23 protein-coding genes are annotated in these 25,203 nt (G+C 54.1%); 5 read left to right on the top strand and 18 right to left on the bottom strand.

The window, feature by feature from the left end; translation table 11 throughout:
* Positions 1-82 precede the first annotated feature (82 nt).
* The 4 genes from kdpC to kdpF all read right to left on the bottom strand — a co-directional run bounded on the left by kdpC (position 83) and on the right by kdpF (position 4,604).
* The gene (gene kdpC, locus HZ99_RS26655; RefSeq protein ID WP_038447422.1) at positions 83-628 is read right to left on the bottom strand and encodes a potassium-transporting ATPase subunit KdpC; all 546 of its coding nucleotides are present in this window, start codon (positions 626-628) and stop codon (positions 83-85) included.
* A 114-nt stretch (positions 629-742) separates the two neighbouring features.
* On the bottom strand, positions 743-2,806 hold the full coding sequence (gene kdpB, locus HZ99_RS26650) for a potassium-transporting ATPase subunit KdpB (protein WP_038447420.1): 2,064 nt from the start codon (positions 2,804-2,806) through the stop codon (positions 743-745).
* Between the two features lie 5 nt (positions 2,807-2,811).
* Positions 2,812-4,506 carry a potassium-transporting ATPase subunit KdpA gene (gene kdpA / locus HZ99_RS26645; protein WP_038447418.1) on the bottom strand — a complete coding sequence of 565 codons (1,695 nt, stop codon included), beginning with the start codon at positions 4,504-4,506 and terminating at the stop codon, positions 2,812-2,814.
* 8 nt (positions 4,507-4,514) lie between these two features.
* Complete coding sequence (gene kdpF, locus HZ99_RS26640) at positions 4,515-4,604, bottom strand: K(+)-transporting ATPase subunit F (protein WP_032863112.1); 90 nt, start codon at positions 4,602-4,604, stop codon at positions 4,515-4,517.
* Positions 4,605-5,003: 399 nt separating this feature from the next.
* On the opposite strand from kdpF, the gene eat reads away from it, so the two are divergent.
* The 3 genes from eat (at position 5,004) to HZ99_RS26630 (ending at position 7,372) form a co-directional block, all read left to right on the top strand.
* Complete coding sequence (eat, locus tag HZ99_RS26635; RefSeq protein WP_038447416.1) at positions 5,004-6,368, top strand: ethanolamine permease; 1,365 nt, start codon at positions 5,004-5,006, stop codon at positions 6,366-6,368.
* Between the two features lie 111 nt (positions 6,369-6,479).
* Positions 6,480-6,647 carry a DUF2897 family protein gene (locus HZ99_RS28205; protein WP_080727760.1) on the top strand — a complete coding sequence of 56 codons (168 nt, stop codon included), beginning with the start codon at positions 6,480-6,482 and terminating at the stop codon, positions 6,645-6,647.
* A gap of 134 nt (positions 6,648-6,781) precedes the next feature.
* Entirely contained in the window at positions 6,782-7,372 is a 591-nt protein-coding gene (locus HZ99_RS26630) for a TetR/AcrR family transcriptional regulator (RefSeq protein ID WP_038447414.1), read from the top strand.
* A gap of 17 nt (positions 7,373-7,389) precedes the next feature.
* Here the strand turns inward: HZ99_RS26630 and HZ99_RS26625 are convergent, their stop codons facing one another.
* Entirely contained in the window at positions 7,390-7,725 is a 336-nt protein-coding gene (locus tag HZ99_RS26625; protein ID WP_038447412.1) for a ComEA family DNA-binding protein, read from the bottom strand.
* Positions 7,726-8,041: 316 nt separating this feature from the next.
* On the opposite strand from HZ99_RS26625, the gene HZ99_RS26620 reads away from it, so the two are divergent.
* A complete protein-coding gene (locus HZ99_RS26620; protein ID WP_038447410.1) occupies positions 8,042-8,902 on the top strand; it encodes a 3-hydroxyacyl-CoA dehydrogenase family protein in 861 nt (286 codons plus the stop codon).
* A gap of 54 nt (positions 8,903-8,956) precedes the next feature.
* Complete coding sequence (locus tag HZ99_RS26615; RefSeq protein ID WP_038447408.1) at positions 8,957-9,697, top strand: acyltransferase; 741 nt, start codon at positions 8,957-8,959, stop codon at positions 9,695-9,697.
* Between the two features lie 65 nt (positions 9,698-9,762).
* On the opposite strand, the gene HZ99_RS26610 is transcribed toward HZ99_RS26615, so the two are convergent.
* From HZ99_RS26610 to rfbA, 13 genes are all read right to left on the bottom strand, one after another.
* Positions 9,763-11,757 (bottom strand): polysaccharide biosynthesis protein, encoded by a 1,995-nt coding sequence (locus HZ99_RS26610; RefSeq protein ID WP_038447406.1) that lies wholly within the window; start codon positions 11,755-11,757, stop codon positions 9,763-9,765.
* A 241-nt stretch (positions 11,758-11,998) separates the two neighbouring features.
* A complete protein-coding gene (locus tag HZ99_RS26605) occupies positions 11,999-14,032 on the bottom strand; it encodes an acyltransferase family protein (RefSeq protein ID WP_200876626.1) in 2,034 nt (677 codons plus the stop codon).
* Positions 14,033-14,142: 110 nt separating this feature from the next.
* On the bottom strand, positions 14,143-15,153 hold the full coding sequence (locus HZ99_RS26600; protein WP_038447404.1) for an MraY family glycosyltransferase: 1,011 nt from the start codon (positions 15,151-15,153) through the stop codon (positions 14,143-14,145).
* Positions 15,150-16,118, bottom strand: coding sequence for a UDP-glucose 4-epimerase family protein (locus HZ99_RS26595; protein ID WP_038447402.1), 969 nt, complete (start codon positions 16,116-16,118; stop codon positions 15,150-15,152). Before HZ99_RS26595 ends, HZ99_RS26600 begins: the two co-directional genes overlap by 4 nt.
* Positions 16,115-17,026 (bottom strand): glycosyltransferase, encoded by a 912-nt coding sequence (locus HZ99_RS26590; protein ID WP_038447400.1) that lies wholly within the window; start codon positions 17,024-17,026, stop codon positions 16,115-16,117. Before HZ99_RS26590 ends, HZ99_RS26595 begins: the two co-directional genes overlap by 4 nt.
* A 65-nt stretch (positions 17,027-17,091) precedes the next feature.
* Positions 17,092-17,997, bottom strand: coding sequence for a glycosyltransferase family 2 protein (locus HZ99_RS26585; protein ID WP_038447398.1), 906 nt, complete (start codon positions 17,995-17,997; stop codon positions 17,092-17,094).
* 1 nt (position 17,998) lies between these two features.
* Positions 17,999-19,186, bottom strand: a complete 1,188-nt coding sequence (locus tag HZ99_RS26580) for a hypothetical protein (protein ID WP_038447397.1) — start codon at positions 19,184-19,186, stop codon at positions 17,999-18,001.
* Positions 19,187-20,614, bottom strand: a complete 1,428-nt coding sequence (locus tag HZ99_RS26575; protein WP_051903256.1) for a hypothetical protein — start codon at positions 20,612-20,614, stop codon at positions 19,187-19,189.
* A complete protein-coding gene (locus HZ99_RS26570) occupies positions 20,611-21,888 on the bottom strand; it encodes an O-antigen translocase (RefSeq protein WP_038447395.1) in 1,278 nt (425 codons plus the stop codon). The genes HZ99_RS26575 and HZ99_RS26570 overlap by 4 nt, the downstream gene beginning before the upstream one ends.
* On the bottom strand, positions 21,885-23,012 hold the full coding sequence (locus tag HZ99_RS26565; RefSeq protein WP_038447393.1) for a DegT/DnrJ/EryC1/StrS family aminotransferase: 1,128 nt from the start codon (positions 23,010-23,012) through the stop codon (positions 21,885-21,887). The genes HZ99_RS26570 and HZ99_RS26565 overlap by 4 nt, the downstream gene beginning before the upstream one ends.
* Positions 23,013-23,118: 106 nt before the next feature.
* A complete protein-coding gene (locus HZ99_RS26560) occupies positions 23,119-23,523 on the bottom strand; it encodes a sugar 3,4-ketoisomerase (protein WP_038447391.1) in 405 nt (134 codons plus the stop codon).
* Positions 23,520-24,086, bottom strand: a complete 567-nt coding sequence (gene rfbC / locus HZ99_RS26555) for a dTDP-4-dehydrorhamnose 3,5-epimerase (RefSeq protein WP_038447389.1) — start codon at positions 24,084-24,086, stop codon at positions 23,520-23,522. Before rfbC ends, HZ99_RS26560 begins: the two co-directional genes overlap by 4 nt.
* Positions 24,083-24,976, bottom strand: coding sequence for a glucose-1-phosphate thymidylyltransferase RfbA (gene rfbA, locus HZ99_RS26550; RefSeq protein WP_038447387.1), 894 nt, complete (start codon positions 24,974-24,976; stop codon positions 24,083-24,085). The genes rfbC and rfbA overlap by 4 nt, the downstream gene beginning before the upstream one ends.
* Positions 24,977-25,203: the final 227 nt, after the last annotated feature.

Here is a 25,203-nt window from a genome sequence, read left to right as displayed (position 1 = left end):
GCCATCGCGGGCAAGCCCGCTCCCACATGTGGAAGACATTCCCCTGTAGGGGCGGGCTTGCCCGCGATGGCGGAGCAACGGTTTACAACTTTTCCAGCGCCATGTTCAGCGCCAGTACATTCACCACCGGTGGCCCCACCAGCGGCTGTTCGATATGTTCGCCCATCAAGCGCTCCAGGGTCGACACCGGTAGCTGACGTGCCGCCGCCACCCGCGCCAGTTGATAGGCAATCGCCTGCGGTGGCAAGTGTGGATCAAGACCGCTGCCGGAGGTCGTCAACAGGGCCAGGGGCACCGGTCCCTGGTCGGGGCCCTGGATTTTCGCGGCCTCGTCAAATACCCGCGCCGCCAGCGCCGGGTTACTCGGGCCCAGGTTGCTGGCACTGCTGGAGACAGTGGCATACGCGCCTGCTGAAGGTCGCGAGTGGAACCAACGGTCGCCGGAAAATTCCTGGGCAATCAGGCTGGAGCCACGCACCTTGCCTTGGGCATCACGCACCAGGCTGCCATTGGCCTGGCCTGGAAAGGCAACCTGGGCGACGCCGGTCACTACCAGCGGGTAAGCCACGCCAGTGATCAGGGTCATCAATACCAACAGGCTCAAGGCCGGACGGATCATGCTGGACATTTCATCTTCCTCAATTGATTCGTGACCTGTAGGAGCCGGCTTGCCGGCGATAGCGGTGGGTCAGTTACACCGCATCAAGGGGATCGCCGGCAAGCCGGCCCCTACGGGGTTGGGTCAGACCAGGTGCAGTGCGGTCAGCAGCATGTCGATCGCCTTGATCCCCGCGAACGGCACCAAAAGCCCGCCCACGCCATAGATCAGCAGGTTGCGCCGCAGCAGCGCCGCAGCACTCGCCGCCTGCACCCGCACACCGCGCAAAGCCAGAGGGATCAGCACCACGATGATCAGCGCGTTGAACACAATCGCCGACAGAATCGCGCTCTGCGGGCTGCTCAGGTGCATCACGTTGAGCACGCCCAGTTGTGGGTAGATCGAAGCGAACAGCGCCGGCAGGATCGCGAAGTACTTGGCCACGTCGTTGGCGATGGAAAAGGTGGTCAGCGCGCCACGGGTCACCAGCAATTCCTTGCCGATCTGCACCACGTCCAGCAGCTTGGTCGGGTCACTGTCGAGGTCGACCATGTTCGCCGCCTCGCGGGCCGCCTGGGTCCCATCATTCATCGCCATGCCCACATCCGCCTGGGCCAGGGCCGGCGCGTCGTTGGCGCCGTCGCCACACATCGCCACCAGGCGCCCGTCATTCTGCTCATGGCGGATACGCGCCAGTTTCTTCTCCGGCGTGGCTTCCGCCAGCACATCGTCCACGCCTGCTTCGGCAGCAATGGCAGCGGCGGTCAGCGGGTTGTCGCCGGTCACCATCACCGTGCGGATTCCCAGCTTGCGCAGCTCGGCAAAACGCTCGCGGATGCCGGGCTTGACTACGTCCTTGAGGTGAATCGCCCCCAGCAATTTGCCATCGGCGCACACCAGCAACGGGGTGCCGCCGCTCTGGGCAATCTTGTCGATCTCCCGGGACAGCGCCGGCAACAGGTCCTGGCGTTGCAGCCCGATAAACGCCAGCAGCGAATCGACAGCGCCTTTACGGTAGACACGGCCTTGATAGTCCACACCGGACAAGCGCGTTTCGGCGCTGAACGGCACGCCCGTCAGCTCTTGCACAGAGGGCTCGGTGTACGGGTGCAGGGCACGCAGGTATTCGACGATGGATTTGCCCTCCGCCGTATCGTCTGCCAGCGAGGCCAGCAGCGCGCCTTCGGCCAACTCCTTGCCGTTGACGCCGGGCGCGGCATAGATGCCAGCGCAGCGCCGGTTACCAAAAGTGATGGTGCCGGTCTTGTCCAGCAACAGCACATGCACGTCCCCCGCCGCTTCCACGGCGCGCCCGGACTTGGCGATCACATTGAGGCGCACCAGGCGATCCATGCCGGCGATGCCGATGGCCGATAACAGGCCACCGATGGTGGTCGGAATCAACGTGACCAGCAGCGCCACCAGGAACACCAGGGGCAGGCTGCCATTGGCGAAATGGGCGAACGGCTGCAAGGTCACGACCACCAACAGGAAGATCAGGGTCAGGCCGATCAGCAGGATATCCAGCGCCACCTCGTTGGGGGTTTTCTGGCGCTTGGCGCCTTCGACCAGGGCGATCATACGGTCCAGGGTCGATTCGCCCGGGTTGGCGGTGATGCGAATCAGCAGCCAGTCCGAGACCAGCCGGGTATTGCCGGTGACGGCCGAGCGGTCGCCGCCGGATTCGCGGATGACCGGCGCGGACTCACCGGTGATCGCCGCTTCGTTGACCGCCGCGATGCCTTCGATGACTTCACCGTCGCCGGGGATCATTTCCCCGGCCGCGACCCGCACCACATCGCCTTTGCGCAGGCTGGTGGCGGGCACCACCTTGAAGCGGCCATCGGCTTCCTGGCGCCGCGCACTCAGGCCCTCACTACCGGCCTTGAGGCTGTCGGCGCGAGCCTTGCCACGGCCCTCGGCCAGGGCTTCGGCGAAGTTGGCGAACAGCACGGTGAACCACAGCCACAGGGCAATCTGCACCGCGACAAAGGTCGGCACGCTGCTGTCCGGCACCAGGCACAGCACCGTGGTGAGGATCGCGGTCAGCTCGACCACCAGCATCACCGGCGAACGCTTCAACTGGCGCGGGTCCAGCTTGACGAACGCCTGGACCAGGGCCGGGCGCCACAGCGCCGAGATCGCAGTCTTGGCCGACTCCTGAGCCTTGGCCGCAGCGGTATTGTTTACAGGCATATTCATGTTCATACCCCTTAGAAGCCCATGCTCAGGTGTTCAGCGATAGGGCCCAATGCCAGCGTCGGCAGGAACGTCAGGCCGCCCACCAGCAAAATGGTCACGGTCAACAACGTCACAAACAGCGGACCGTGGGTCGGGAAACTGTTCTGGCCAATCGGCGCGCTCTTCTTCATCGCCAGGCTGCCAGCCAGGGCCAGTACCGGGAGGATGTAGCCAAAGCGGCCGATCAACATGCCCAACCCCAGCATCAGGTTGTGAAACGGCGTGTTGGCACCCAGGCCGGCGAACGCCGAACCGTTGTTGGCACTGGCCGAGGTGTAGGCGTAGAGCAATTGGCTGAAGCCGTGGGGGCCGGGGTTGCTGATGGTTGCGGCGGTGGCCGGTACGCTGGCGGCAATCGCGCCCAGCACCAGTACCCCCACGGGCATCACCAGCAGGGTGACCACCAGCAACTGCACTTCCCGGGCCTGGAGTTTCTTGCCGAGGTATTCCGGGGTACGCCCAATCATCAAGCCGGCGAGGAACACGGCGATCAGCACATTGAGCAGCATGCCGTACATACCGGCGCCGACGCCGCCGAAGATCACTTCGCCGACCATCATGTTGACCAGCGCCACCATCCCGCTCAGGGGGTTGAGGCTGTCCTGCATGCCGTTGACCGAACCGTTGGACGCCGCCGTGGTGGTCACCGACCACAAGACTGTGCCGGTGGTACCGAAGCGCACCTCCTTGCCTTCTAGCGGCGCGGCCTGCTCGACGGCCGGATTGTTCAGGGCCGGGTTGGGTTGGTACTCGGACCACAGCGACACCGAGCCACCGATCAGGAACAGCGCCAGCATGCAGCCGAGGATTGCGCGGCTCTGGCGCAGGTCCTTGACGTAATGGCCAAAGGTGAACACCAGCGCCACCGGAATCATGATGATCGCCGCCACTTCAAACAAGTTGGCCCAGGCCGTCGGGTCTTCAAATGGGTGCGCCGAGTTGACGCCGAAGAAGCCGCCACCGTTGGTCCCCAGCTGCTTGATCGCAATCTGGCTGGCGGCCGGCCCGAGCGGGATCACTTGGTCGACGCCTTGCAGGGTCAGCGCATCAACGTAGTGAGCGAAGGTTTGTGGCACGCCCTGCCACACCAGGAACAACGCCAGCACCAGGCACAACGGCAGCAGGCCATAGAGCGTGGCGCGGGTCATATCCACCCAGAAATTGCCCAGGGTGCTGGCGGACTTGCGACCGATCCCACGGCAAAGGGCGACAAGGACGGCAAGCCCCGTGGCCGCACTGACAAAGTTCTGCACGGTCAGGCCGGCCATCTGGCTGAGGTAGCTGAGGGTCGCCTCACCGCTGTAGGACTGCCAGTTGGTGTTGGTCATAAAGCTGACCGCGGTGTTGAACGCCTGTGTCCACTCCTGCCCGGGCAATTGCCCAGGGTTGAGTGGCAAATAGTTCTGGAACAACAGGATCGCGAACAACAGCAAAAAACCTGCAAGGTTGAAGGCCAGCAGGGCCAGGGTGTACTTCTGCCAACTTTGCTCTTGCTGCGCATCAACCCCGGCCACGCGATAACAGACGCGCTCGACCGGCCCGAACACCGGCGTCAGCCAGGTGCGCTGCCCTTCCATCACCTTGTAGTAGAAGCGCCCCAGAAACGGCGCCGGAACCAGCACCACGGCGAAGAAGGCGATGATCAGCCAATAGTCATAACTGTGCATAGCCGCTCCTAGCCCCGGTCCGCGCGCAACAGCGCAACCAGCAGATAAATGAACAGCGCCACGGCCAATAGCAGTGACACCCCGTCCAGAACACTCATGGAAGTTTCTCCGTCATACGGCGACTGCCGCGTGTGGAGGTATTGTCCGCAGGAGGGGCGTAAAGGAGCGATGGCGAGGGGGTGGAGGGGGCGTAAAGATGGCGTAAAGAGTGGGTTGAACTTGAGGTTTTCGGGGCTGCTGAGGCCGCTGTCACGGGCAAGCCCGGCTCCCACAAGTGACCAGAGACACCCTTTGGAATGTGGCCAAATGTGGCAGCGGGCTTGCTCGCGATAGCATCAGCGTAGCCACCACCGCCCTCCCCTGGTGCACGAAATAACGGTCTCAAACAGCAAACTGTCTCCCGGACGACAGTTCCAGCCCTTTACGACACCCTTTTCCAAGCTGGCATGGCCGCTGCAATGCCCTGAAACATTCAAAACTGTTCAGGGAGCAGCACAATGAACACGCAACTCAAACCCACCTTGGGCACCTTGCACCTGTGGGGCATCGCCGTCGGGCTGGTGATCTCCGGCGAGTACTTTGGCTGGAGCTATGGCTGGGGCGTGGCCGGGACACTGGGCTTTCTGGTGACATCGTTGATGGTCGCCGCCATGTATACCTGTTTCATCTTCAGTTTCACCGAACTGACCACCGCGATTCCCCATGCAGGCGGGCCGTTTGCCTACAGCCGCCGGGCGTTCGGCGAGAAAGGCGGCTTGATTGCCGGGCTGGCCACTTTGATCGAATTCGTCTTTGCGCCCCCCGCCATCGCTTTGGCCATTGGCGCGTACCTGAATGTGCAATTCCCGGCGCTCGACCCGAAACACGCGGCGGTCGGGGCCTACTTCGTGTTCATGGGCTTGAATATTCTCGGGGTGAAGCTGGCCGCGACCTTCGAGTTGGTGGTGTGCGTGCTGGCCATGGCCGAACTGCTGGTATTCATGGGCGTGGTTGCACCGGCCTTCAGCTTCAGCAACTTCGCCCTCAATGGCTGGGCGGGCTCCGATACCTTTGGCGCGCCGGCGATTGCCGGGGTCTTTGCCGCAATCCCCTTCGCCATCTGGTTCTTCCTCGCCATCGAAGGCGCCGCCATGGCCGCCGAAGAGGCGAAGGATCCCAAGCGCACGATTCCCAAGGCCTATATCAGCGGCATCCTGACCCTGGTGTTCCTGGCCATAGGCGTGATGTTCTTTGCCGGCGGCGTAGGCGACTGGCGCACCCTGTCGAACATTAACGACCCCTTGCCCCAGGCGATGAAAGCCGTGGTGGGCGAAAGCTCCGGCTGGCTGCATATGCTGGTGTGGATCGGCCTGTTCGGCCTGGTCGCCAGCTTCCACGGCATCATCCTCGGCTACTCGCGGCAGTTCTTCGCCCTGGCCCGCGCAGGCTATCTGCCCTCCTCCCTGGCCAAGCTGTCACGCTTCCAGACACCCCACCGGGCGATCCTCGCCGGCGGCGTGGTGGGCATTGCCGCTATCTACAGCGACGGCCTGATCAACCTCGGCGGCCTGACCCTTACCGCCGCGATGATCACCATGGCGGTATTCGGCGCCATCGTCATGTACATCATGAGCATGCTCAGCCTGTTCAAGCTGCGTAAGAGCGAACCATTGCTGGAACGCACCTTCCGCGCACCGGGCTACCCGATCGTGCCGGCCATCGCCCTGATCCTGGCGCTGGTGTGCCTGGTGGCCATGGCCTGGTTCAACGCCCTGATCGGCCTGATCTTCCTCGGGTTCATGGCCGCAGGTTTCATCTACTTCCACCTGACCGCGCAAGACCGCGCCGATGCGCCGGCGGATGCAATGTTGACCGGGCGCTAAACCAACGCGGCGGAACGGGCCTACAATGGAACGACTGACGAACGCCGTCACTCAAAGCTGATAATGCTGTGGGGAATCTTCCCCATGGCAATCGGCCTCAAGGAGAGCCCTATGCCCTGGTATGCCTGGTTGATCATGGTGGTCGCCATCGGTTCGATCGTTGGTGGCTTGATGCTGCTGCGTGACAGCGCCAACAAAGTGGAACTGACCGACGAACAACGCAAACGTGTCGCCGAGCGCAATGCCCAGGCCGACGCCAAGGATGCGCAGGATCGCTGAAGCAAACGCCCCGTGCTGACCTTTACCGGCAGCACGCGATGCGCGTCGGTTTACATTAGCGCAAATTTGTAATCGAGCCGAGAAACGCCGCCAAACCTTGGTTAATATGGCGTGATGTTTCAGAGGGGCCTCTCATGCGCTACTCGCAAAATCACAAAGCTCAAACCTACCAGCGCATCATTAAAGAGGCGTCTGTCCGATTTCGCCGCGACGGCATCGGCGCCACCGGCCTACAGCCCCTGATGAAAGCCTTGAACCTGACCCACGGTGGGTTCTACGCCCACTTCAAATCCAAGGACGAACTGGTGGAAAAGGCCCTGCAAGCGGCCTCCGCCGAGCTGGATGCGCATTGTGCGATGCTCTTCAGCCAGGAGCGACCGCTGGAAGCCTTCATCGACAGTTACTTGTCGCAATGGCACCACACCTCCCCCGACCAAGGTTGCCCGTTGCCCACCATGTCCTCGGAACTGGGTCAGCGCGGGCAACAGAGCCCCACCACCGATACAGTCCTCGGCGCCCGGCTCAATCAAATCGAAGCCGTATTGGGCAGTCCCAATGCTGACGAACAGAGCCTGGTGATGATGTCGACACTGGTGGGCGCCTTGGTATTGGCGCGAAGTGTCGAAAACCCGGAGCTGGCGACACGCATTCTCGACATCGTCCGGGAAAGCCTGAAAACCGGGATCAATACAGACACCGCAGACGTAAAAAAGGCCGGTCAATGACCGGCCTCCTGCCTTGATTACTTAATCTCCAGCCTGTCGCGATTCTTCTCCAGCAGCGACTTGCCAATCCCCTTCACTTCCAGCAACTCGTCCACCGCCGTGAACGATCCGTTGGACTCACGGTAGGCAATGATTGCCCTGGCCTTGGCGGCGCCAATGCCAAACAGGTCACGGCGCAGGGTTTCAGCGTCTGCAGTGTTGAGATTGACCTTGGAGCTTGGTTGTTCGCTCGTATTCAACTGAGCAGCGAGCGGCACTGGCGCCTCGGGTTTGGACGATGGGGCGGCGATGGCTGTGACGGACAAGCTCGTGAGAACGACAAAAACCAGGGAGGAAAAAACGGATCTACGCATTGGAGACGCTCCATGACATCAGTGAGAAAAGCAGCTTTCCGAAGCTGCTTTTCAAACTTAGGTGATGTGGGGGGATAGTCAAAAATGGGTGAGTTACAACATATGGCAGTCGAAAAATTCGCTTACGGCCTCAACCGCCCCGGCTCCGGACAAACACCCGCTGGGCAATGGGAGGGAGCAAATTCAACGCCCCTGGGAAAATATCAACACCCATCTAAACGCCCTGTGTCGGAGCACGCACTGATTGCTTCATCTTGCCAAGTGAATTGGATATCATGGAATTTTACGAAAAGAAGCGAGCCAGGACGAAATGCGAATGTCGACAGACCTGTACTCTGTAGCGGTAATTGGAACAGGCACTATGGGTAAAGGAATAGTACAGATCCTCGCGCAGTCGAATCAAATCTCGACCGTATTCTGGAAAGGGCGCAGCCTTGCTTCGGTTAATGACGCTCTAGTCGAGCTGGAAAACCAGTGGAGCCGTCAAGTTAAAAAAGGCCGTCTCGAAGAATCACTCGCCCGCCAATACCGCGAAAAAATAGTGACTGTTGAGCATTACTCTTCCCTGTCTGACTCAAAGCTAATCATTGAAGCTATTGCAGAAAACATGGATGCCAAACAGGCAATATTCAAAGAACTTTCGACCATATCCTCACCTGAGATGGTCTTGGCTTCAAATACCTCCTCGCTCTCCATCACTGGCCTTGCCTCGCTGTGCGCCTTCCCTCAAAACGTCGTAGGTCTGCATTTTTTCAATCCGGCGCCGGTCATGAAACTGACTGAAGTCATCGCGGGATTGGCCACTTCAAGTGCTACGCTGGATTGGGCGGTCAATTTCTCCAAGGGCTTGGGCAAAGAGCCTGTAATTGTTAACGAAGCCCCAGGTTTTATCGTAAATCGGATGTTGATTCCTATGATCAACGAGGCCATTGGTATTCTTGCAGAGGGCGTCGCCACTGCCGAAGAAATTGATAAGGCGATGCGCTATGGCGCCAACCACCCAATAGGCCCGTTGGCACTCGCTGACCTGATCGGCAATGATGTAAATCTCTCGATTATGGAAACACTGCACAATGAAACAGGCGATCCAAAATATCGCGCCCATGCCCTGCTGAGAAAAATGGTTAGAGCCAATCACCTCGGTAGAAAAACTGGCCAGGGTTTTTACAAATACTAGTTCGCAAACGAGGCACTTTTTAGTTTCAAGTGCGTTGTCGGAAGGGAGATTTCAATGATACATGCAAGCGCAATTATAGATAACGACGCAAAGATCGGGAGCAATGTCAGTATTGGCCCTTACAGCATTATTCATAAAAATGTCGTTATCGGTGATAACACCGAGATCGGTGCATACTGTGAAATAGGCTTGCCGACAAAACTTGCAAATGGACGCCCGCTGATCATTGGTAACGGCGCCGTCATCCGCTCGCACAGCGTATTCTATGAAGGCTCGACTTTTGGTGAAAAACTGGTTACCGGCCATCGAGTCACTATAAGAGAACTGACAACAGCCGGGGACGGCTTCCAGATTGGTACATTGGGCGATATCCAGGGCCACTGCGAAATTGGCGACTATGTGAAATGCCATAGCAATGTGCACATTGGGCAACATTCGACCGTAGGTAACTACGTCTGGATCTTCCCTTACGTGGTACTGACCAACGACCCTCACCCGCCAAGTGAAGTGATGGCGGGTGTAACGATCGAAGATTTCGCTGTCATCGCCACCATGTCGGTCATATTGCCCGGTGTTACCGTTAAAAAAGGTGCATTGGTCGGTGCCCACAGCTCCGTGAACAAGGACGTCAATCCAGATGCCGTGGTTGCCGGCTCGCCCGCAAAGTTTATTTGCGGAACGGAGAAGATCAAATTGAAGGATGGTTCGGGGAACCACGCCTATCCATGGCGTCGACATTTCCACCGTGGCTATCCAGAGAAAGCCATCGCGGAATGGATCAAGGAATTTTCGTAAGCCCCGCTGGCGCTGGCTCATCAGCAAACCTTTTCATAGGCTTCACTGATGAGCCAAGCCGCACCTCAAGGCTCCAGGCGACGCTGCTGGTAGATCCAGTCCACGATCTCGCCATCCGGAGCATACCCACTGACCGTGTCGCGTAGCAGTTGACGGACCCTGCTGTAGTCGTCCGCATCCACCGCTGCGAGAAGCTCTGTCAGCTTCCCTTTGAGTAGCTCCCAATCCAGATGATCCTCGTTGGCACTCATGATCATCGGATGCTGGGTGGCCACGACGTTGTCGCCAATCAGCAGCTCCTCGTAGAGCTTTTCACCGGGACGCAGCCCAGTGAACTCGATGGCTATATCGCCATGGGGGTTTTTATCCGAGCGAACACTCAGGCCGGACAGATGAATCATCTTCTCTGCCAGCTCGACGATTCTCACCGGCTCGCCCATATCAAGCACAAATACGTCCCCGCCCTGCCCCATAGAGCCCGCCTGGATCACCAACTGGGCCGCCTCAGGAATAGTCATGAAGTAGCGGGTGATCTTGGGATGAGTGACCGTGAGCGGCCCGCCTGATTTGATCTGCTTGTGAAACAACGGAATAACCGAGCCGGACGAGCCCAGTACATTGCCAAAGCGAACCATGGTGAAACGAGTCTTGTTGACGCGGGAAATGTTGGCCTTATCGCCAAACAATACCGGTGCCAACTCACGGCTCAACGCCTGTAACGTCAACTCGGCCAAACGCTTGGTACTACCCATGACATTGGTTGGGCGCACAGCTTTGTCCGTGGAGATCAGCACAAAGTTGGAGACCCCCGCCTGAAGTGCCGCCTGAGCAGTATTCAATGTGCCAATGACATTGTTCAGGACGCCCTCGGCAATGTTGTGCTCAACCATCGGCACATGTTTGTAGGCCGCCGCGTGGTAGACCGTATCGACATGCCAGGTCTTCATCATGTCGAGCAATTTTGCCTGATTGCGTACCGAGCCAAGGATCGGTAGCAAGCGAACAGGCAGCGATTCTCGGGTGATGCGCTGCTCAAGCTCGGACAGGATGCTGTAAAGGTTGAATTCACTGTGCTCGAACAGCAACAAGGTAGTAGGACGCAACGCCAGGATCTGCCGGCAAAGCTCTGAACCAATAGATCCTCCTGCCCCCGTTACCAGGACGCTCTGCCCCTTGATGCAATGCTCCAGCAGGTCGCCCTGGGCAGGCACGGCATCGCGCCCGAGCAAGTCGGCAATGTCTACTTCCTGAATGTCATCGACCTTCACCCGACCACTGGCAAGATCCATGAAACCCGGCACGCTGCGTACGTGCAGCGGAAATCCTTCCAAAAGACCGAGAATTTCACGACGCCGTGCGCGATTGGACGACGGAATGGCCAATAGGATTTCCTGGGCTCCCGTGGTATCGATCATCTGTTGAATGTGCTTGGGCTTGAACACCTGAAGGCCCGAGATGACACGATCGGAAATGCTGCTGTCATCATCGATAAACGCCACCGGCCGCATGACCCGCCCCATGCGAAGCGCGGCAACCAGTTGATTGCCGGCAGCACCTGCGCCGTAAATCGCAACCTTGGTCAGCCCATCATCGCGACTGGTAAACGGCACATGTTGGGCTGCTGCAAACCAATCACCCAGAAAGTACTGACGCATGGCCAGGCGCAACCCCCCAATCATGATCAGGCTGAGCCACCAGTAGTTGAACACGATAGAGCGCGGCACCACATTTTCGTGGTTGCTGTACCAATAAACGACAACCCCCAGAATCAACGCCGACAGACTGACCGCCTTGATGATCGCTATAAGCGCGTCGTTACCGAAGTACCGCATCACGGCGCGATACATGCCAAAACGGATAAACAGCGGGATCGAAACAATGGGCGCGCTGATGAACAACCACGAATGCAACACGACGGGATTGACCAACTCATCGATCCCCAGACGAACCACAAACGCCATCCAGAGGGCAAGCCAGACCAGCACGATGTCGGCGATGACCTGGAGGATCCGTTTGCGTCTGCGAGGAAGGCTTAGCAAATATGCCCGTAATTTATCCATGTTGTTCCCGACTGCCCCTTACTGCATACAATTGAAAAAACGCTCGACTGGTGGCGTCCAGCCACTGCTCTGATGGGTAAAGACAAGCACGGTGCCGTGGCTTTCAAGCCTCATCAGATACTCTCGCCAACAAATCATACAGGCTAAAGTAGCCAAGCAAAAAAATGACAACCAAAGCTTCTGCCTGCTTGCCCATCTCAACCTTGGCAGCCGGAAGCTCCCGACTGCCCAAACGGTCTGCCTAGTTGGACGGGCGAGAGTTGTATCCCGTTTCAATCAGTTTTTTGAGAATCAACGGCCCTAAGGCTTTTTCGGCGAAGAACACCGACGCCATGGATGTCAAATGACCATAGTCGAACGTTACCAAGCCGGTTTTCCGGTCATCTCCCAAGTAGGTGAGACAACCGTCCTGATCACAAAACACATTGATCGCAGAAAGATATTCGAAGCCGCCAGCCCCCTCCGCGTATCGCTGCGTCAACACCTTGTCAGTCTCAAGTGGTACAGGCAGAAGATTGCCGGATATTCGCCGTGGAGTTTGGGACCAGTACTTCCTGGTGACCAATTGATAAAGGTTTTGATCAAAACGGGGCACTGGCCCAACGACTATGACTTTTTTGACGCCGGACTCTGTTGCAACATGTGCAAGCTCTTTGAGGTTATTGACCGAGTCATGCCCTTCAAGCTGCGCGATAACCAACACATCCGGCTTTTCCTTGCGCATCACTTCCAGTGCAAACTCGTTTGAGCGATCGCAGTATTTGCGTCCGCCAGTAGCGCGCCCAGGCAAGTTTGCCTCGCACCCCGAACTTGCCACCTGAAGAAAAGAGATGTCACGGGGCAACACTTCCATCAGACCGTAGGAAAACTGTTGGGCATGCGAATCTCCCCAGATCATCACCTTGGTATTGCTTATAGGGGTGTAGCAGCTTGCATCAATCTGTGGACGTGGCGTCATCGTTGCGTTGCCTGCCCGATAACTCTCAACATCAAAAAAGTCGCACTCAAACCTGTATTTTTCAAACAGCCCGTGTGTACTGGAGTATGTCCAGGCCGGCAAGGAATTCTCATAGTATTGCGCATAACTATCCCGCTCCTTGAGCGAGGAAGGCAGCCCTAAACGGTCAGCAAAACCATTTTTTACAAAGGTAACGCCACCGAGCACCGCAAGTACACCACCGACAGCAAGTAGTATCGGGGCCTTGGGAAACTTCGGGCTGATCTTTCGTAGCGGTAACTCAATTAACTTGTAAGTTACATAAGCCAGCAAAACACTAACACCTACTGCAAATACGCCGGAAAGCAGATTTAACTCATCCCCCCTTATGATCCGAATGAAGGTAATGACAGGCCAATGCCACAGGTAAAGGGGGTAACTGATCAGGCCAATCCATACCAAGGGCTTACTGGCAAGGAGCCGGCTGTTCAGCCACGCTTGTGGACCTGCAAGGATCATCATCACGGCACCGCTGACCGGTATCAACGCCCAAAAGCCGGGAAACGCCTTGTATTTATCAATCAGGACAACCGAGGCGAACAAAAAAACCAGCCCGAGCACGGAGAGAAGGTTGCCGGCGCGCAATGAACCTTTCGCTGCTCCCGGCACTGACTTGCCGAACACGGAAAAGTAGGCGAGCAGGCTACCCGACAGGATTTCCCAGAACCTATATTGCGGCATATAGAAAGCTGCAGAAGGGTTCACCGACAATTTATAAAGGCCAGCGCCGAAGGAAATCGCCGCCATACCGATCAGGAGCGGTAGAACCAGAACTCGTCGCCGCCAAAGCACCCAGGCCGCCAAGGGAAACAGAATGTAAAACTGCTCTTCGACGCCTAATGACCAGAGATGAAGCAGGATTTTCAGTTCTGAAGATGTATCGAAATAGCCTGACTCCTTATACAGGACCAGGTTTTGGATAAACCCGATCCCACCCAGGACATGCTTTCCGAGGAACTTGAACTCCGCCGCCATCAGCGCAAACCAACCTACTGCGTAGCAGACCAGCAGAACGATGATCAGCGCAGGAAAAATGCGGTTGACCCGGCGCTTGTAAAAATCGAGAAAACTAAAATTACCCGCCTCAAGGCCTTTGAAAATAATGCTTGAAATCAAATAACCGGAGATAACGAAAAAAATATCAACACCAATAAACCCCCCACGCATATAGGCAGGAAAGGCGTGATACAAAACAACTGAAATGATTGCGAATGCACGCAACCCATCGATATCCGGTCGGTAGCTCAAATGGGATACAAATGAGTCGGTCTTTTTCACTTCCTCATTGTGTCCTTGGATCATTGCCCTGCCACCCATCTAACCGAACTCCCGAGATAACCACTGTAAATACCGCATTGATTCACTTTCCCGCGTCCACACCTGCGGCGCTACTCTCTCTGCCCAGCCCTGTATTTGACAGCCAGCAGCACGAGGGGAAGATAGGCAATAACAGTACCTAGCCCTGCGTCCAACCCAAAAATCGCCACCGCCAACGCCAGCGGCAACAGCCACACCACATTGATGACAGCAACCGCTAGCGTGACGGGCAGATGGCGGCCATATTGGCGGCTGGCAAATTGGTAAGCATGGCTGCGATGGGCTTCATAGACCTTATCGCCCCGGGCAAGCCGCCGAATGAGGGTAAAGGTCGCATCCACGATAAAGACCCCCAGCATGATCAACCAGGCGAAGAAAAACTCACTGCCGGCCCAGGCAGCCTGAATAGAAAGACCTCCCAGAATAATCCCCAGAAACCCACTGCCTGCATCGCCCATGAAAATACGGGCCGGCGGGAAATTCCAATACAAGAAGCCAGCCACGGACACACTCAACAACAAGGGTGCCCACATCATCGATAACTGCCCGCTCAAAAAGTAAATCAGTGTCAGACCGAGACAAGCACAGATAGCCTGCAGACTGGCAAGACCATCAATACCGTCCATGAAGTTGTAGAGGTTCAGCATCCAGACCAGGTAAAACACGGCCAGGACATGACCCACCCAACCAAGATCGAACACAACGCCAAAAGCTGTAATTGCCGGTAGTCCGTGCATCCAGGACAACGTCCAGATCGCGGCGGTAAAATGCCCCAACAGCCGCCAACGAGCGGCGATATGTCCATGATCGTCCATAAAACCGATGATAGCGATCAGCAAGCCAGCGCCTAGCAGAGCAGCACTCTCAGCAACCGTTATCAACTGGACACAGGCCAGCCACACGAGTGCAAGTGCAAATGTCAGTACAATCGCCACTCCCCCGCCGCGTGGGGTGGGGACCGTGTGTGAACTGCGGGCATTGGGAATATCAATGATGCTGCGGCGCAACGCGTATTGACGCAAGAGCGCCGTCAACGCCAGGGAAACCAAGGCGACAATGGGAAAGATGTACCAGTACTTCATTCAGTTCGCTCGCTGAAATAGTGTTTAGCAGTCACATCAAGACCTTGCTCGAGTGTCAGTGGCGGCTGCCAACCCAACACCTGGCGCGCCTTGGTGATATCGACTTGCAGCGAGCCGCAAAGACGTTGGGACAGCGCTTTTTTGCCTAACACAGTCGCCCCCCAGACCAGCACCCACTGTGGAACCGGTATCAACCTGGCTGGGGCGCCCAGGGTTTTTGCAAGTTTGCGTAGCAGTTCAGTCGTCGAGACGTCCTCCCCGTCACTCGCCAAAAAGGTTTCATTGGACGCAGCCGGGTGAGTCGTACAGGTCAGGATCAGGCTCACGAGATTGTCCAGCGCAACCAGGCTTCTTTGATTGCGTATGGCACCAAATGGCAGTGGAACCCGCTTCACAAGCCATTTCATCATGCTTTCAAAGTTGGCTTTGACTCCCGGCCCATACACAAGTACCGGTCGGACTATCACCACCTCAAGCCCGGTCTCAAGCGCCAGCGCCTTCAGCGCCTCCTCCGCCTCCATCTTGGATACACCGTAGGGATCGACGGGCGCCGGTGGGTCTGTTTCACGAAAAGGTCGGCCCGGGGCTGTTTGCTCACCGTTGACCTTTACCGAGCTGACGAACACAAACCGCCGGGCTCCCGCAGACGCGGCGCTACGGGCCAACGCAAGGGTGTGCCCGACATTCACCCGTCGAAACGCCGCAAGAGGATCTGCTTCAGTGTCGTTCATGACATGAACACGCGAGGCGAGATGAACAACAACGTCGACGCCCTGCAAGGCCAGGAGCTCTGGTGACACGGTCGAGAAATCAGGAAGTACGGTGTATTCGACATCCGACGCCGAAACATCTGGCATACGACGAACAAGGGCACGCACCTGAAAATCAGTGCTCCCCTGCAATTGTTGAATCAGATGACGGCCAACAAAACCGCTGCTGCCGGTGACCAATAACCGGGTTTTCATTTCTTTTGCCTCAAGACAGCCAACACCAGACACAAACCAGCGAATACCAACTTATCCCGCGGGCGTCTGCGGCACCTAGTGGCACTAGCCGCCAAGCGCAGCAGGTCCAGGCGTCCGAGCCCGATCCAGCGCCTGACAAACGGTTCGTCAGCCATACCCACCATGCCCGCGATCAGTGCAGCCTGATTCAGCCACCAACCATCGAACACTTGGGACAACCGTTTCTTGAACGCCTTTGAGCCGCTATTCACACCGACCTGGTTACCACCATGCTGGCGATAGCGCATATAAGGCCGGGCATCAATCACCCACTTGAACCCGTGTGAGCGGCTGTAGGCGTAACAATACCAATCATGCAGTGTCACACCCTGAACTTGCGCAAAACGACTGTTGATATGCTGTTGAAGTTCAGCAAACAACCGCCGGCAAAAGACGTAAGTGCACCCAGGCCCGGCCGCCTCAAACAGATGATCATACGCAACCTGAGCCTGTGATTTGACAATGATCGATTCGCGACCGTCAGGCCAGAATGCCGTTACATTACCTGAGTAGCCGTCAGCACCGGTGTCGCTCATGTGCTGCGTGGCGCTGGCAAGTTTATCCGGCAGCCAGATATCGTCCTGATCGGCGAATGAAAAATAATCAAAGTTTTCTGTAGGCGCTTCATTGATCAGGCGGAAAAAATTTCGCGCTGCGCCACCAAATTTTTCACCGTGGGCCAGGCATTTGACTCTTGAGTCTCTCTGACACAGTTGATCGACCCATTCTTCGGTCCCATCGCTGGAGCTGTCCACGCTGATCAGAATCGAGACGGATACGCCAACTTGCCCCAAGATCGAATCAACCTGTTCGGCCATCCAACGCATGCCGTTGTAGGCAGCGAGCAGAACCAGAATACGTGGCTGCATCAGAATCCACCCTTAGTACTTGACCCACAAACAATCCCTGCAAGGTTACGTCCTAAAAGCATCATTCAACGCACCCCGCCCAACTTCTTTTGCCAGCCATGGCTTGCACCGCGAATCATCATTTTCAGTGAGTCCAGCTTATTGTCGTCAATCAACAGGTTGACGAAAAAACGCAGAATCAACGCAGACAGTAAACGCTTTTTCCAACACGTCGGCGTATGGCGCATACGGCAAACAGCGACGGTATTACGAAAGAAAAAATAACGACGCACGGGGGAATATCTAAAAAAGCTCAAGCCAAAAAGTTTAACGGGGGGGGCATCAGACAACGCGTGCCCCATTTCCACATTCAGGCAGCCATACAAGGTATAACCCTTGTCACGGACCCGAAAGCACCACTCCGTATCCGTGAAATCGACGAACATTCCTTCGTCATAGCGAATACCTTCGATCCAAGCCCGAGTGCTGATGAACATACCCGAGGTAATAAGCGCATCCGCCTTCACCAAGCCATGCTCATCATCAGAACTGAAAACCGGCTTGATCGCACCGTCACTTGAACTGTAAAAAGGAAAGTTGATTTTCTTTCCATCACGGCGATCAAAAAACGCCGGACTGACAGCAATGCAACCGGCATCCTTTGCCTTGGCGTTCATCATCGCCTGATACAACCGCGCAATCAGATCAGGTTCAGCGTGACTGTCTTGGTCGAACGTCACGACATATTGCATACCCGCTTCAATCGCCATTGCGAAGCCGGTATTCAACGCTGCCCCCAATCCTTTGTTGCCATCGAGCGAAACATAGTTGACTCGTGCGCGCACTTCAGGCTCCTGAGCCAGAAATGATTCGCTCCCACCGTTATCGACCAACACCAGAAACTCAACCTGAGCTGCCAGGGAGGTCAGCAACTCATCAAGCACCTCAATATCGGGGTTATAACCGACGACTATTGCTGCAACAGTATTCAACTTACCTCCTGACCTCGGCATGCAGCGCCAAAGGTTCTTGATTTTTTATCACAACAGACCAATACCACAGTATCACTAGAAACCCGAAAGAATTAAAAAGAACGGGATTACTTAATGACATCAGCAGGTACATAACTATTATCAGGCGACTGGAAGAACCTTGCACACTCGCTATGTACCTTCGATTAGGAAAAAGCAATACGCTAAACAATAGCAGCGACAATGGAAGTCCAACATACCTAATCGAGTCCATCCAGGTAATTTCAGTTTGAGCAGCCAGCTCACCATAACCTTCGGTATAATAATATGACCCCAGGCCATTACCGAACACCAGCATTTTCCAATCCGCCACTTTTAAAAACGATATAACATGGCCAATTTTTATATTATTTGACTGCTCATCAGAGCTAAATATACTGGTTTCTGTCAACAGGTACCCCATACCCAGAACAATTACTGGCACTAGAATACATAACATCAGCAGCCGCGCAGACCAATTTTTATTGTAAAAATACAGCACCAACATGGAAACAGCGGCCATAACGATCAGCCCCCTAGAAGCAGACCAGACAACAGCCATTAAAATAACAATCACGAAGAAGAGTGACCAAAAGCGTTTTACTTGCAGAAAGTCAATAAAGAACAGCGACAGCGGAAGTAATAAAAATGGCGAAGAACGGTGATGAAGCATAAACATTTCCAGGCCACCAAAACTACGCAGACCGTAGTATCCAAGTTCATTGGCATTATAAAAATCGAGCAGGGCCATCCCAAGAAATGATCCAGGTTCGGCCATCAATACAAAAGAAAACACACACATAAAAAGCGCGAAGATAGCGCCTACAGATTTGACAATTTCGCCCATATCCACCCTAAACTCAACGATGGAGTAAATCAGAAAGAGCGAGACCGCCCCCAACAGCATTTGCCGGGAAAAATCAGCGTCTGTATTACCTATTAACCCAAGAAGGAAACCATACAAAAAAATCAAAAATACAATAACTGGTGCAACCGTACTGAGTGGCCGGGTCAATAAAACATAAAACGCCATCAAAAAAATCGGGATGAAAAACAACTTATTCAGCACAAATACTGGCAATAGCACTGTCGACAGGCAATAGAAGAAAAAAAGCCAACTTATAATCCGACTAGTCATTAAAAAACCACACTCGATCAACGAAAATTGCATTCATCGAAATTTCCTTGCCAAGATCATCTTCGCCAACAGCTTTACTTTTTTCCCCATAGACAGCGCAGCAAACAAGCGGCGGGCCAGATCCCGTTCAAGCCTGGACAGTAGTAAAAAAGTATCCAAGGCGATATCCGCTTTTAAGGAACCTTTTTTTTCCTCAAAAAAGGCTGTGTCACCTGCCCAATTACCGACCGAATCCAGCGGATTAGCGCAAACCTGTCCCTCGTACAGACACTTCAGATACCGTTCCTTTACCGAGTCATAGGCATTAACCTTCTCAATAATCAAAAAGGTTTTTTCGTCGTATCTATAGTCTGCTATAGATGCCATAACAGCATTGATATTATCTCGCTTAAGCCGATCCGCCGGTGAGTAGCCCTGGACCGGGGAGATCAGCCCAACACACCGCCGCCCTTTGACGAACTGCTCTGCGAACGCAGTTCCGCCTGGCAATGGGTGGCTATCGACGTAAAAGTCCGCCTTACTGACCAATTCACTGTACTCCTGAAAATCAAGGTGTGCCCTGATACTCAACCGGGAGCGATATCGAAGTTTTAGCGGCCACCACCAGAACGCTTTTTTAATGTCACTGCCGATAACCATGAATGTCGAGGCGGGATAGTCCTCAAGAATACGTGCTACCAATTTGAAAATACTGAAGCCTTTACGGGGTTTGTACTTTATATCTGAACCTGCAGAAATGAAAAGCAGCGGAGCCTGCGTCGCCGGTTTGAAATCATTGGCCATCTCCCCACGCGGGATACTCACCGGGATACCCAGGAAGCTCTTGCGCCCCTGAATATGCTTTGTCAAATCAAAACGACGACCGTGACCGCTGAGCTCAAAGTAATAGTCCGCAACCGAACTACCATAGGAGAACACGTGGTCGGCATGATTGACAAAAAACACTTCAAGCCCGGAAATACGTTTTGCTACTCCGCACGCAATGACGACCAGGATATCGTCAGGATGGATATGCAGTACGGCCTTTTCATAGGTCTGCAATAGACCAACCATCTCCCTCAGCGCATCAATAGGACACGTAGCATTAACGACTCTGGTTTTATCAAAAAATCTGCAAACCTGGGCCTTGGCATCTGGCGTTGCATGACGCGAGATCAGCAGATCGACAGGTTCGGCATGCATGGAGGCAAGTTTTTCCATTAACCTCGTATGCCCGCCGGTCATGAGGGGTTCACTCACGACATGCAAAACCCCTGCACACTCATGGGGCGCCGCCACGAAGTTCGTGCCTGCTATCAAGAGGCCGCGCTCAATGAGGTCCGCCTCTATAAGCGGCGCATCGTGAATCCCTACATCCGCAAACCAGAGAAGGTTGCCATAGGCACTCGCCAGCGTGAACGCCTGATTCAAGTCAGCCGTCTCACGAATTGCAACTTCAAAGTCCTTAAATAGTTTTTTCAAGCGTGATGTTCCAGCTTCTTATGAAAATAGTCATCAAGCCTTAGGTAGACAAAAACATACATAACCAGACTATAAACCGCGTAATTTGCCGCATAAGCCCAAGTTGCCGCTTCGACCCCCCACCATTGCGTGAACGCCATGGTCAACAAATACAAGGAAATGCAGAATATAATTTCAGTCGTGATAAAGACCTTGACCATGGCTCGACTGAGCATGACATAAGCCATTATCCAGCTGAATATCTTGAGGCAGTCGCCCACTACTTGTCCGGCAAAAAATATTCGGACCGGGTAGAAGTCTGAAGTGAAGAGTACCTCTACGACAAAGTCCCGAAGCACGTACATTATAGCGGCTGCCAACAGCGCAACAGGAAAAATAAGCTTATATCCCTGTATAATTTCCGCCTTTACTTCGGCTGCCGTTTTCAGTTCAGAAAGCTTAGGTAGGTAATAGACGCTCAACGTTGTCGTGACTAATAAAAGATATGCCGCACTCAAACGCCACATAGCTTCCCAATAGCCCGCCATCTCCCAGCCGTAAACTGTTCCTATATGATTCCTGACCAGCATCTGGGCCAACGGCACACATGCAGCAGATACGACCGCCATCAAGAAAAAAGCGAACAATTTTTTTGTAATTTTCTTATCAGGGCGACCAAACAGGAAGGACAATTTAAACCAATTCGTTCGCAAGCATAACAACAGTGTCACGATAAAACTGATAGATTGATAAACTACCAGTGCTACCAACGCCCCATACAGACCAAAACTGGTTGCCAAGTAAAACGTCACACTAAACGACAACAAACTGCCAGCGATATTGGCCACAATATACAGTACGATTTCCTTTCGGCCATTCAGTATTGCCAACAGCAATATATTCAATGAGAAAAAAACAACGACGCCGGCAAACCAAAGAAAAACACCGCTCAGGGCAGCATCCTTCAGGAATAGCGAAGCAAGTTCTTTACTAAAAGAAGCAACAAGCAATGCGGCGACCAAACTGCCACAAATGGCTACAAACCCTGCTGTCTTCCATAATTTTACCTGCTGTTCAGGCTGCTCATGATACTCCGCAGTGTATTTGACTACGCCATTGGTAATCGCGCCACCAGTAAATATCGTGATCACCTGCAACGCGTTCTGAAACTGCCCTATTGCGGCATATCCAGCTGGCCCTACATAAACAGCCAACACTTTATTAAGACCCAACAAAGTAATCATTTTAATGGCAACTGCTATACCATTTAACAAGCTGGTCTTAACAAGATTCATACAGTTTCCGGTCGAAAGCTATTGCAGGCGTCGATAACAACGCGAGCCTCTTCGACGGACAGTGTTGGCCCTATTGGCAAACTGAGAATCCGCTCATGTATCTGTGTCGATATAGGAAGTTTCTGATCCTTCAGTTCAGAATATGCCTGTTGAAAGTGAGGCGGAATTGGGTAATGGATGAGAGTCTGTATACCCTGCGCACCGAGATGGGCTTGAAGATCATCCCTGTGGGCACACAGCACCGTGTATACGTGCCATACATGGCTATCGTCAGTCGACGCGTTGAACGCCGCATCCACTGGTAACGTAATAGCCGGGTTACTGATCGACTGCCCATACAACTCAGCAATTTCACGACGGCGTGCAGTTTGTGCGTCTAAGTACTTCAATTTCACCGACAAGCATGCTGCCTGCATTTCATCCAGTCGACTGTTAATACCGCGATAAATATTTTTATATTTTTCATGAGAGCCGTAGTTGCCCAGCGCTCGAACCGTCTTGGCCAAGGCTTCATCATTGGTCGTAACTGCGCCTGCATCACCCAGCGCACCTAGATTTTTCCCTGGGTAGAAACTGAATCCAGATGCATGCCCCCAACTACCTGCCTTCTTCCCATCGAGAGTTGCCCCATGGGATTGCGCCGAATCCTCAAGAACTAGTAAGTCATGGGCACGAGCAAGCTCCATGATTTTCGGCATATCCGCCAGTCGGCCATAGAGATGAACAGGCAAAATCATCTTGGTTTTTGGCGTAATCGCTGCCTTTGCGTTCGCCGGGCAAATATTGAAGGTCTTCGGATCAGGCTCGACCAATACGGGGATCAATCCATTCTCTGAAATAGCGAGAATACTGGCGATGTAGGTATTGGAGGGAACGAGAACCTCATCACCCTTCTCAAGAAGGCCCAACTCTTTCCAGGCACGAATGACCAATACCAACGCATCCAGCCCATTAGCGACACCAATGCAGTGTTCAACGCCACAGTATTGAGCAAACTCCTGTTCGAATACCTGTAGTTCTTTCCCACCGATATACCAGCCGGAATCAACAACACGCGTGCACGCTGCTACCAACTCATCACGGCAGAGATCATTTACAGACTTCAAATCAAGAAATTTTATCATTTATAAAGTACTCTTTACTTTTACGGCGCCAGAGATTGGTTTGACTGCAACTATCACATTAATTAGCTGGTCGTTTTCACCAGAAAACCTGAACACTATCTATAGACTAGGAATTATTAATCAAACTTTTGAATACCGGATATTCTCTTAAATAATCACGCTCATCATAAATATCACTAGCCAATACCAGCAGTACGCAATCCGGGCTGAAGTCATGCATCTCGTGCCAAATCATGCGATCAATAATAATAGCCTTGTCAGGTGCGTCCAGCCAAACTTCCTCCTTGTTCACCCCATCATCAAGTTTCATTAGGCAGCGCCCAGAAACACAGACAGCAACCTGCAATAGTTCTTTATGGGCATGAAACCCACGCGGAACACCTTGCTTCGTGCCAGTGAGGTAATAAACGCGCTTAATTTCAAACGGAATATCATTTTCATATTCCAGCGCAACCAACTGGCCCCGCTCATCACCTTTGGAGGTGATATCCAAAAACTTGATTAAACTCATGCTTGCTTCTCCGAGAGGCTATCGGATGTCGGAGCCTTGTCATCTTTATCGCTGACATTAAAGCCACCGATCGCAGGCCAATTGATCCCAAGCCTTGCGTCACTCCAGTGCAGCGCCCCTTCAGAGTCCTTATCGTAATAATCTGTGGTTTTGTACAAGAAATGCGTGTCATCTTCCAAAGCAACAAAACCGTGAGCAAAACCCTCGGGAATCCACAGCATCAAGTTGTTTTGGGTATTTAGCTCTACGCCGATCCATTGCAGGTACGTGCTGGACTCAGGCCGAATATCCACCGCCACATCAAATGCAGCCCCCCCTACCACACGCACCAACTTGCCCTGTGCATGCGGCGCACGTTGGAAGTGCAAGCCCCTCAGCACCCCCTTTGCCGAGCAGGAGTGATTATCCTGAACGAACGCTCGCGGCACGGGTAACCCTAGCTCTTTCAGAGCTGCATGAAACCGCTCTTCGTTAAAGCTTTCCATAAACCAGCCGCGATCATCGCCAAAAACCTTTGGTTCAATGATTACAACGTCAGGAATAGCAGTCTGAATCAGCTTCATGCCTTGGAAGCCTCTTCTAGAAGTTTTTGTAAGTACTGGCCATAGCCGGTCTTCTTCAGCTTCTCTGCCTGGGTACCAAGCTGCTCTGGGGTAATCCAGCCTTTGTGGAACGCAATCTCTTCCAGACAGGCGACTTTCAGCCCCTGGCGGTGCTCAATGGTGTGGACGAAATGACTCGCCTCCAGGAGCGACTCGTGAGTACCAGTATCCAGCCAGGCAAAACCACGGCCCAGCATCTCGACGGTTAACGACTTGTCATCCAGATAGGCGCGGTTGACATCAGTGATTTCAAGCTCGCCACGCGGCGACGGCTTGATGCTCTTGGCAATGTCCACCACTCGATTGTCGTAGAAGTACAAGCCTGTCACTGCGTAGTTGGACTTCGGCTTCGCTGGTTTTTCTTCGATGCTCAAAGCACGACCAGTGGCATCGAACTCAACAACGCCAAAACGCTCAGGATCTGATACGTGATAACCAAAGACCGTCGCACCGGATGTCTGAGACATCGCAGAACGCAAGTTATCGGAAAAGTGCTGGCCGTAAAAAATATTGTCGCCAAGGATCAGACAGCAAGGATCGTCACCAATAAATTCCTCGCCAATCAGAAAGGCCTGGGCCAAACCGTCCGGGCTAGGCTGCTCGGCATAGCTGAGTTGGATACCGTATTGACTGCCGTCTCCCAGAAGCTTTTTAAAGCAAGGCAGATCTTCAGGAGTAGAGATGATCAAGATTTCGCGCATGCCAGCCAGCATCAACACCGACAACGGATAAAAAATCATCGGCTTGTCGAAAATAGGCAACATTTGCTTGGATACACCTAGGGTCAGCGGGTGCAAACGCGTCCCGGAGCCGCCAGCGAGGATGATGCCTTTGCGTTTGATGTCCGTCATATCTTTAAAACTTCCTTAAATATCTGCATAACACCAGGCCAACACATGGGTTGACGGGTGAAAAATAACGCGTAGCTTCTTGGTATTGAGCCATAATTTCAATGCCTGCGGCCGGCAATTCGGAGCCACCAATATAAAACTCAATTTTTCGGGGTAGAGGCTCTACCTGCAACTGCCTCCTGCGCGACGCAGACAATACTCGATGCCGGCAGTGTGATTATGAGCCA

This window comes from Pseudomonas fluorescens, from assembly GCF_000730425.1.
Taxonomy (GTDB): Bacteria; Pseudomonadota; Gammaproteobacteria; order Pseudomonadales; family Pseudomonadaceae; genus Aquipseudomonas; species Aquipseudomonas fluorescens_X.
This window is presented reverse-complemented; position numbering and strand designations above follow the sequence as displayed.

Coding starts and splice junctions, on each gene's coding strand:
- HZ99_RS26570 (WP_038447395.1), bottom strand. CDS start 21,888: ATGAATCTTGTTAAGACCAGCTTGTTAAATGGTATAGCAGTTGCCATT.
- rfbA (WP_038447387.1), bottom strand. CDS start 24,976: ATGACGGACATCAAACGCAAAGGCATCATCCTCGCTGGCGGCTCCGGG.
- HZ99_RS26565 (WP_038447393.1), bottom strand. CDS start 23,012: ATGATAAAATTTCTTGATTTGAAGTCTGTAAATGATCTCTGCCGTGAT.
- eat (WP_038447416.1), top strand. CDS start 5,004: ATGAACACGCAACTCAAACCCACCTTGGGCACCTTGCACCTGTGGGGC.
- HZ99_RS26595 (WP_038447402.1), bottom strand. CDS start 16,118: ATGAAAACCCGGTTATTGGTCACCGGCAGCAGCGGTTTTGTTGGCCGT.
- kdpA (WP_038447418.1), bottom strand. CDS start 4,506: ATGCACAGTTATGACTATTGGCTGATCATCGCCTTCTTCGCCGTGGTG.
- HZ99_RS26580 (WP_038447397.1), bottom strand. CDS start 19,186: ATGCAATTTTCGTTGATCGAGTGTGGTTTTTTAATGACTAGTCGGATT.
- HZ99_RS26625 (WP_038447412.1), bottom strand. CDS start 7,725: ATGCGTAGATCCGTTTTTTCCTCCCTGGTTTTTGTCGTTCTCACGAGC.
- rfbC (WP_038447389.1), bottom strand. CDS start 24,086: ATGAAGCTGATTCAGACTGCTATTCCTGACGTTGTAATCATTGAACCA.
- HZ99_RS26630 (WP_038447414.1), top strand. CDS start 6,782: ATGCGCTACTCGCAAAATCACAAAGCTCAAACCTACCAGCGCATCATT.
- HZ99_RS26560 (WP_038447391.1), bottom strand. CDS start 23,523: ATGAGTTTAATCAAGTTTTTGGATATCACCTCCAAAGGTGATGAGCGG.
- HZ99_RS28205 (WP_080727760.1), top strand. CDS start 6,480: ATGCCCTGGTATGCCTGGTTGATCATGGTGGTCGCCATCGGTTCGATC.
- HZ99_RS26590 (WP_038447400.1), bottom strand. CDS start 17,026: ATGCAGCCACGTATTCTGGTTCTGCTCGCTGCCTACAACGGCATGCGT.
- kdpC (WP_038447422.1), bottom strand. CDS start 628: ATGTCCAGCATGATCCGTCCGGCCTTGAGCCTGTTGGTATTGATGACC.
- HZ99_RS26600 (WP_038447404.1), bottom strand. CDS start 15,153: ATGAAGTACTGGTACATCTTTCCCATTGTCGCCTTGGTTTCCCTGGCG.
- kdpB (WP_038447420.1), bottom strand. CDS start 2,806: ATGAACATGAATATGCCTGTAAACAATACCGCTGCGGCCAAGGCTCAG.
- kdpF (WP_032863112.1), bottom strand. CDS start 4,604: ATGAGTGTTCTGGACGGGGTGTCACTGCTATTGGCCGTGGCGCTGTTC.
- HZ99_RS26620 (WP_038447410.1), top strand. CDS start 8,042: ATGTCGACAGACCTGTACTCTGTAGCGGTAATTGGAACAGGCACTATG.
- HZ99_RS26610 (WP_038447406.1), bottom strand. CDS start 11,757: ATGGATAAATTACGGGCATATTTGCTAAGCCTTCCTCGCAGACGCAAA.
- HZ99_RS26615 (WP_038447408.1), top strand. CDS start 8,957: ATGATACATGCAAGCGCAATTATAGATAACGACGCAAAGATCGGGAGC.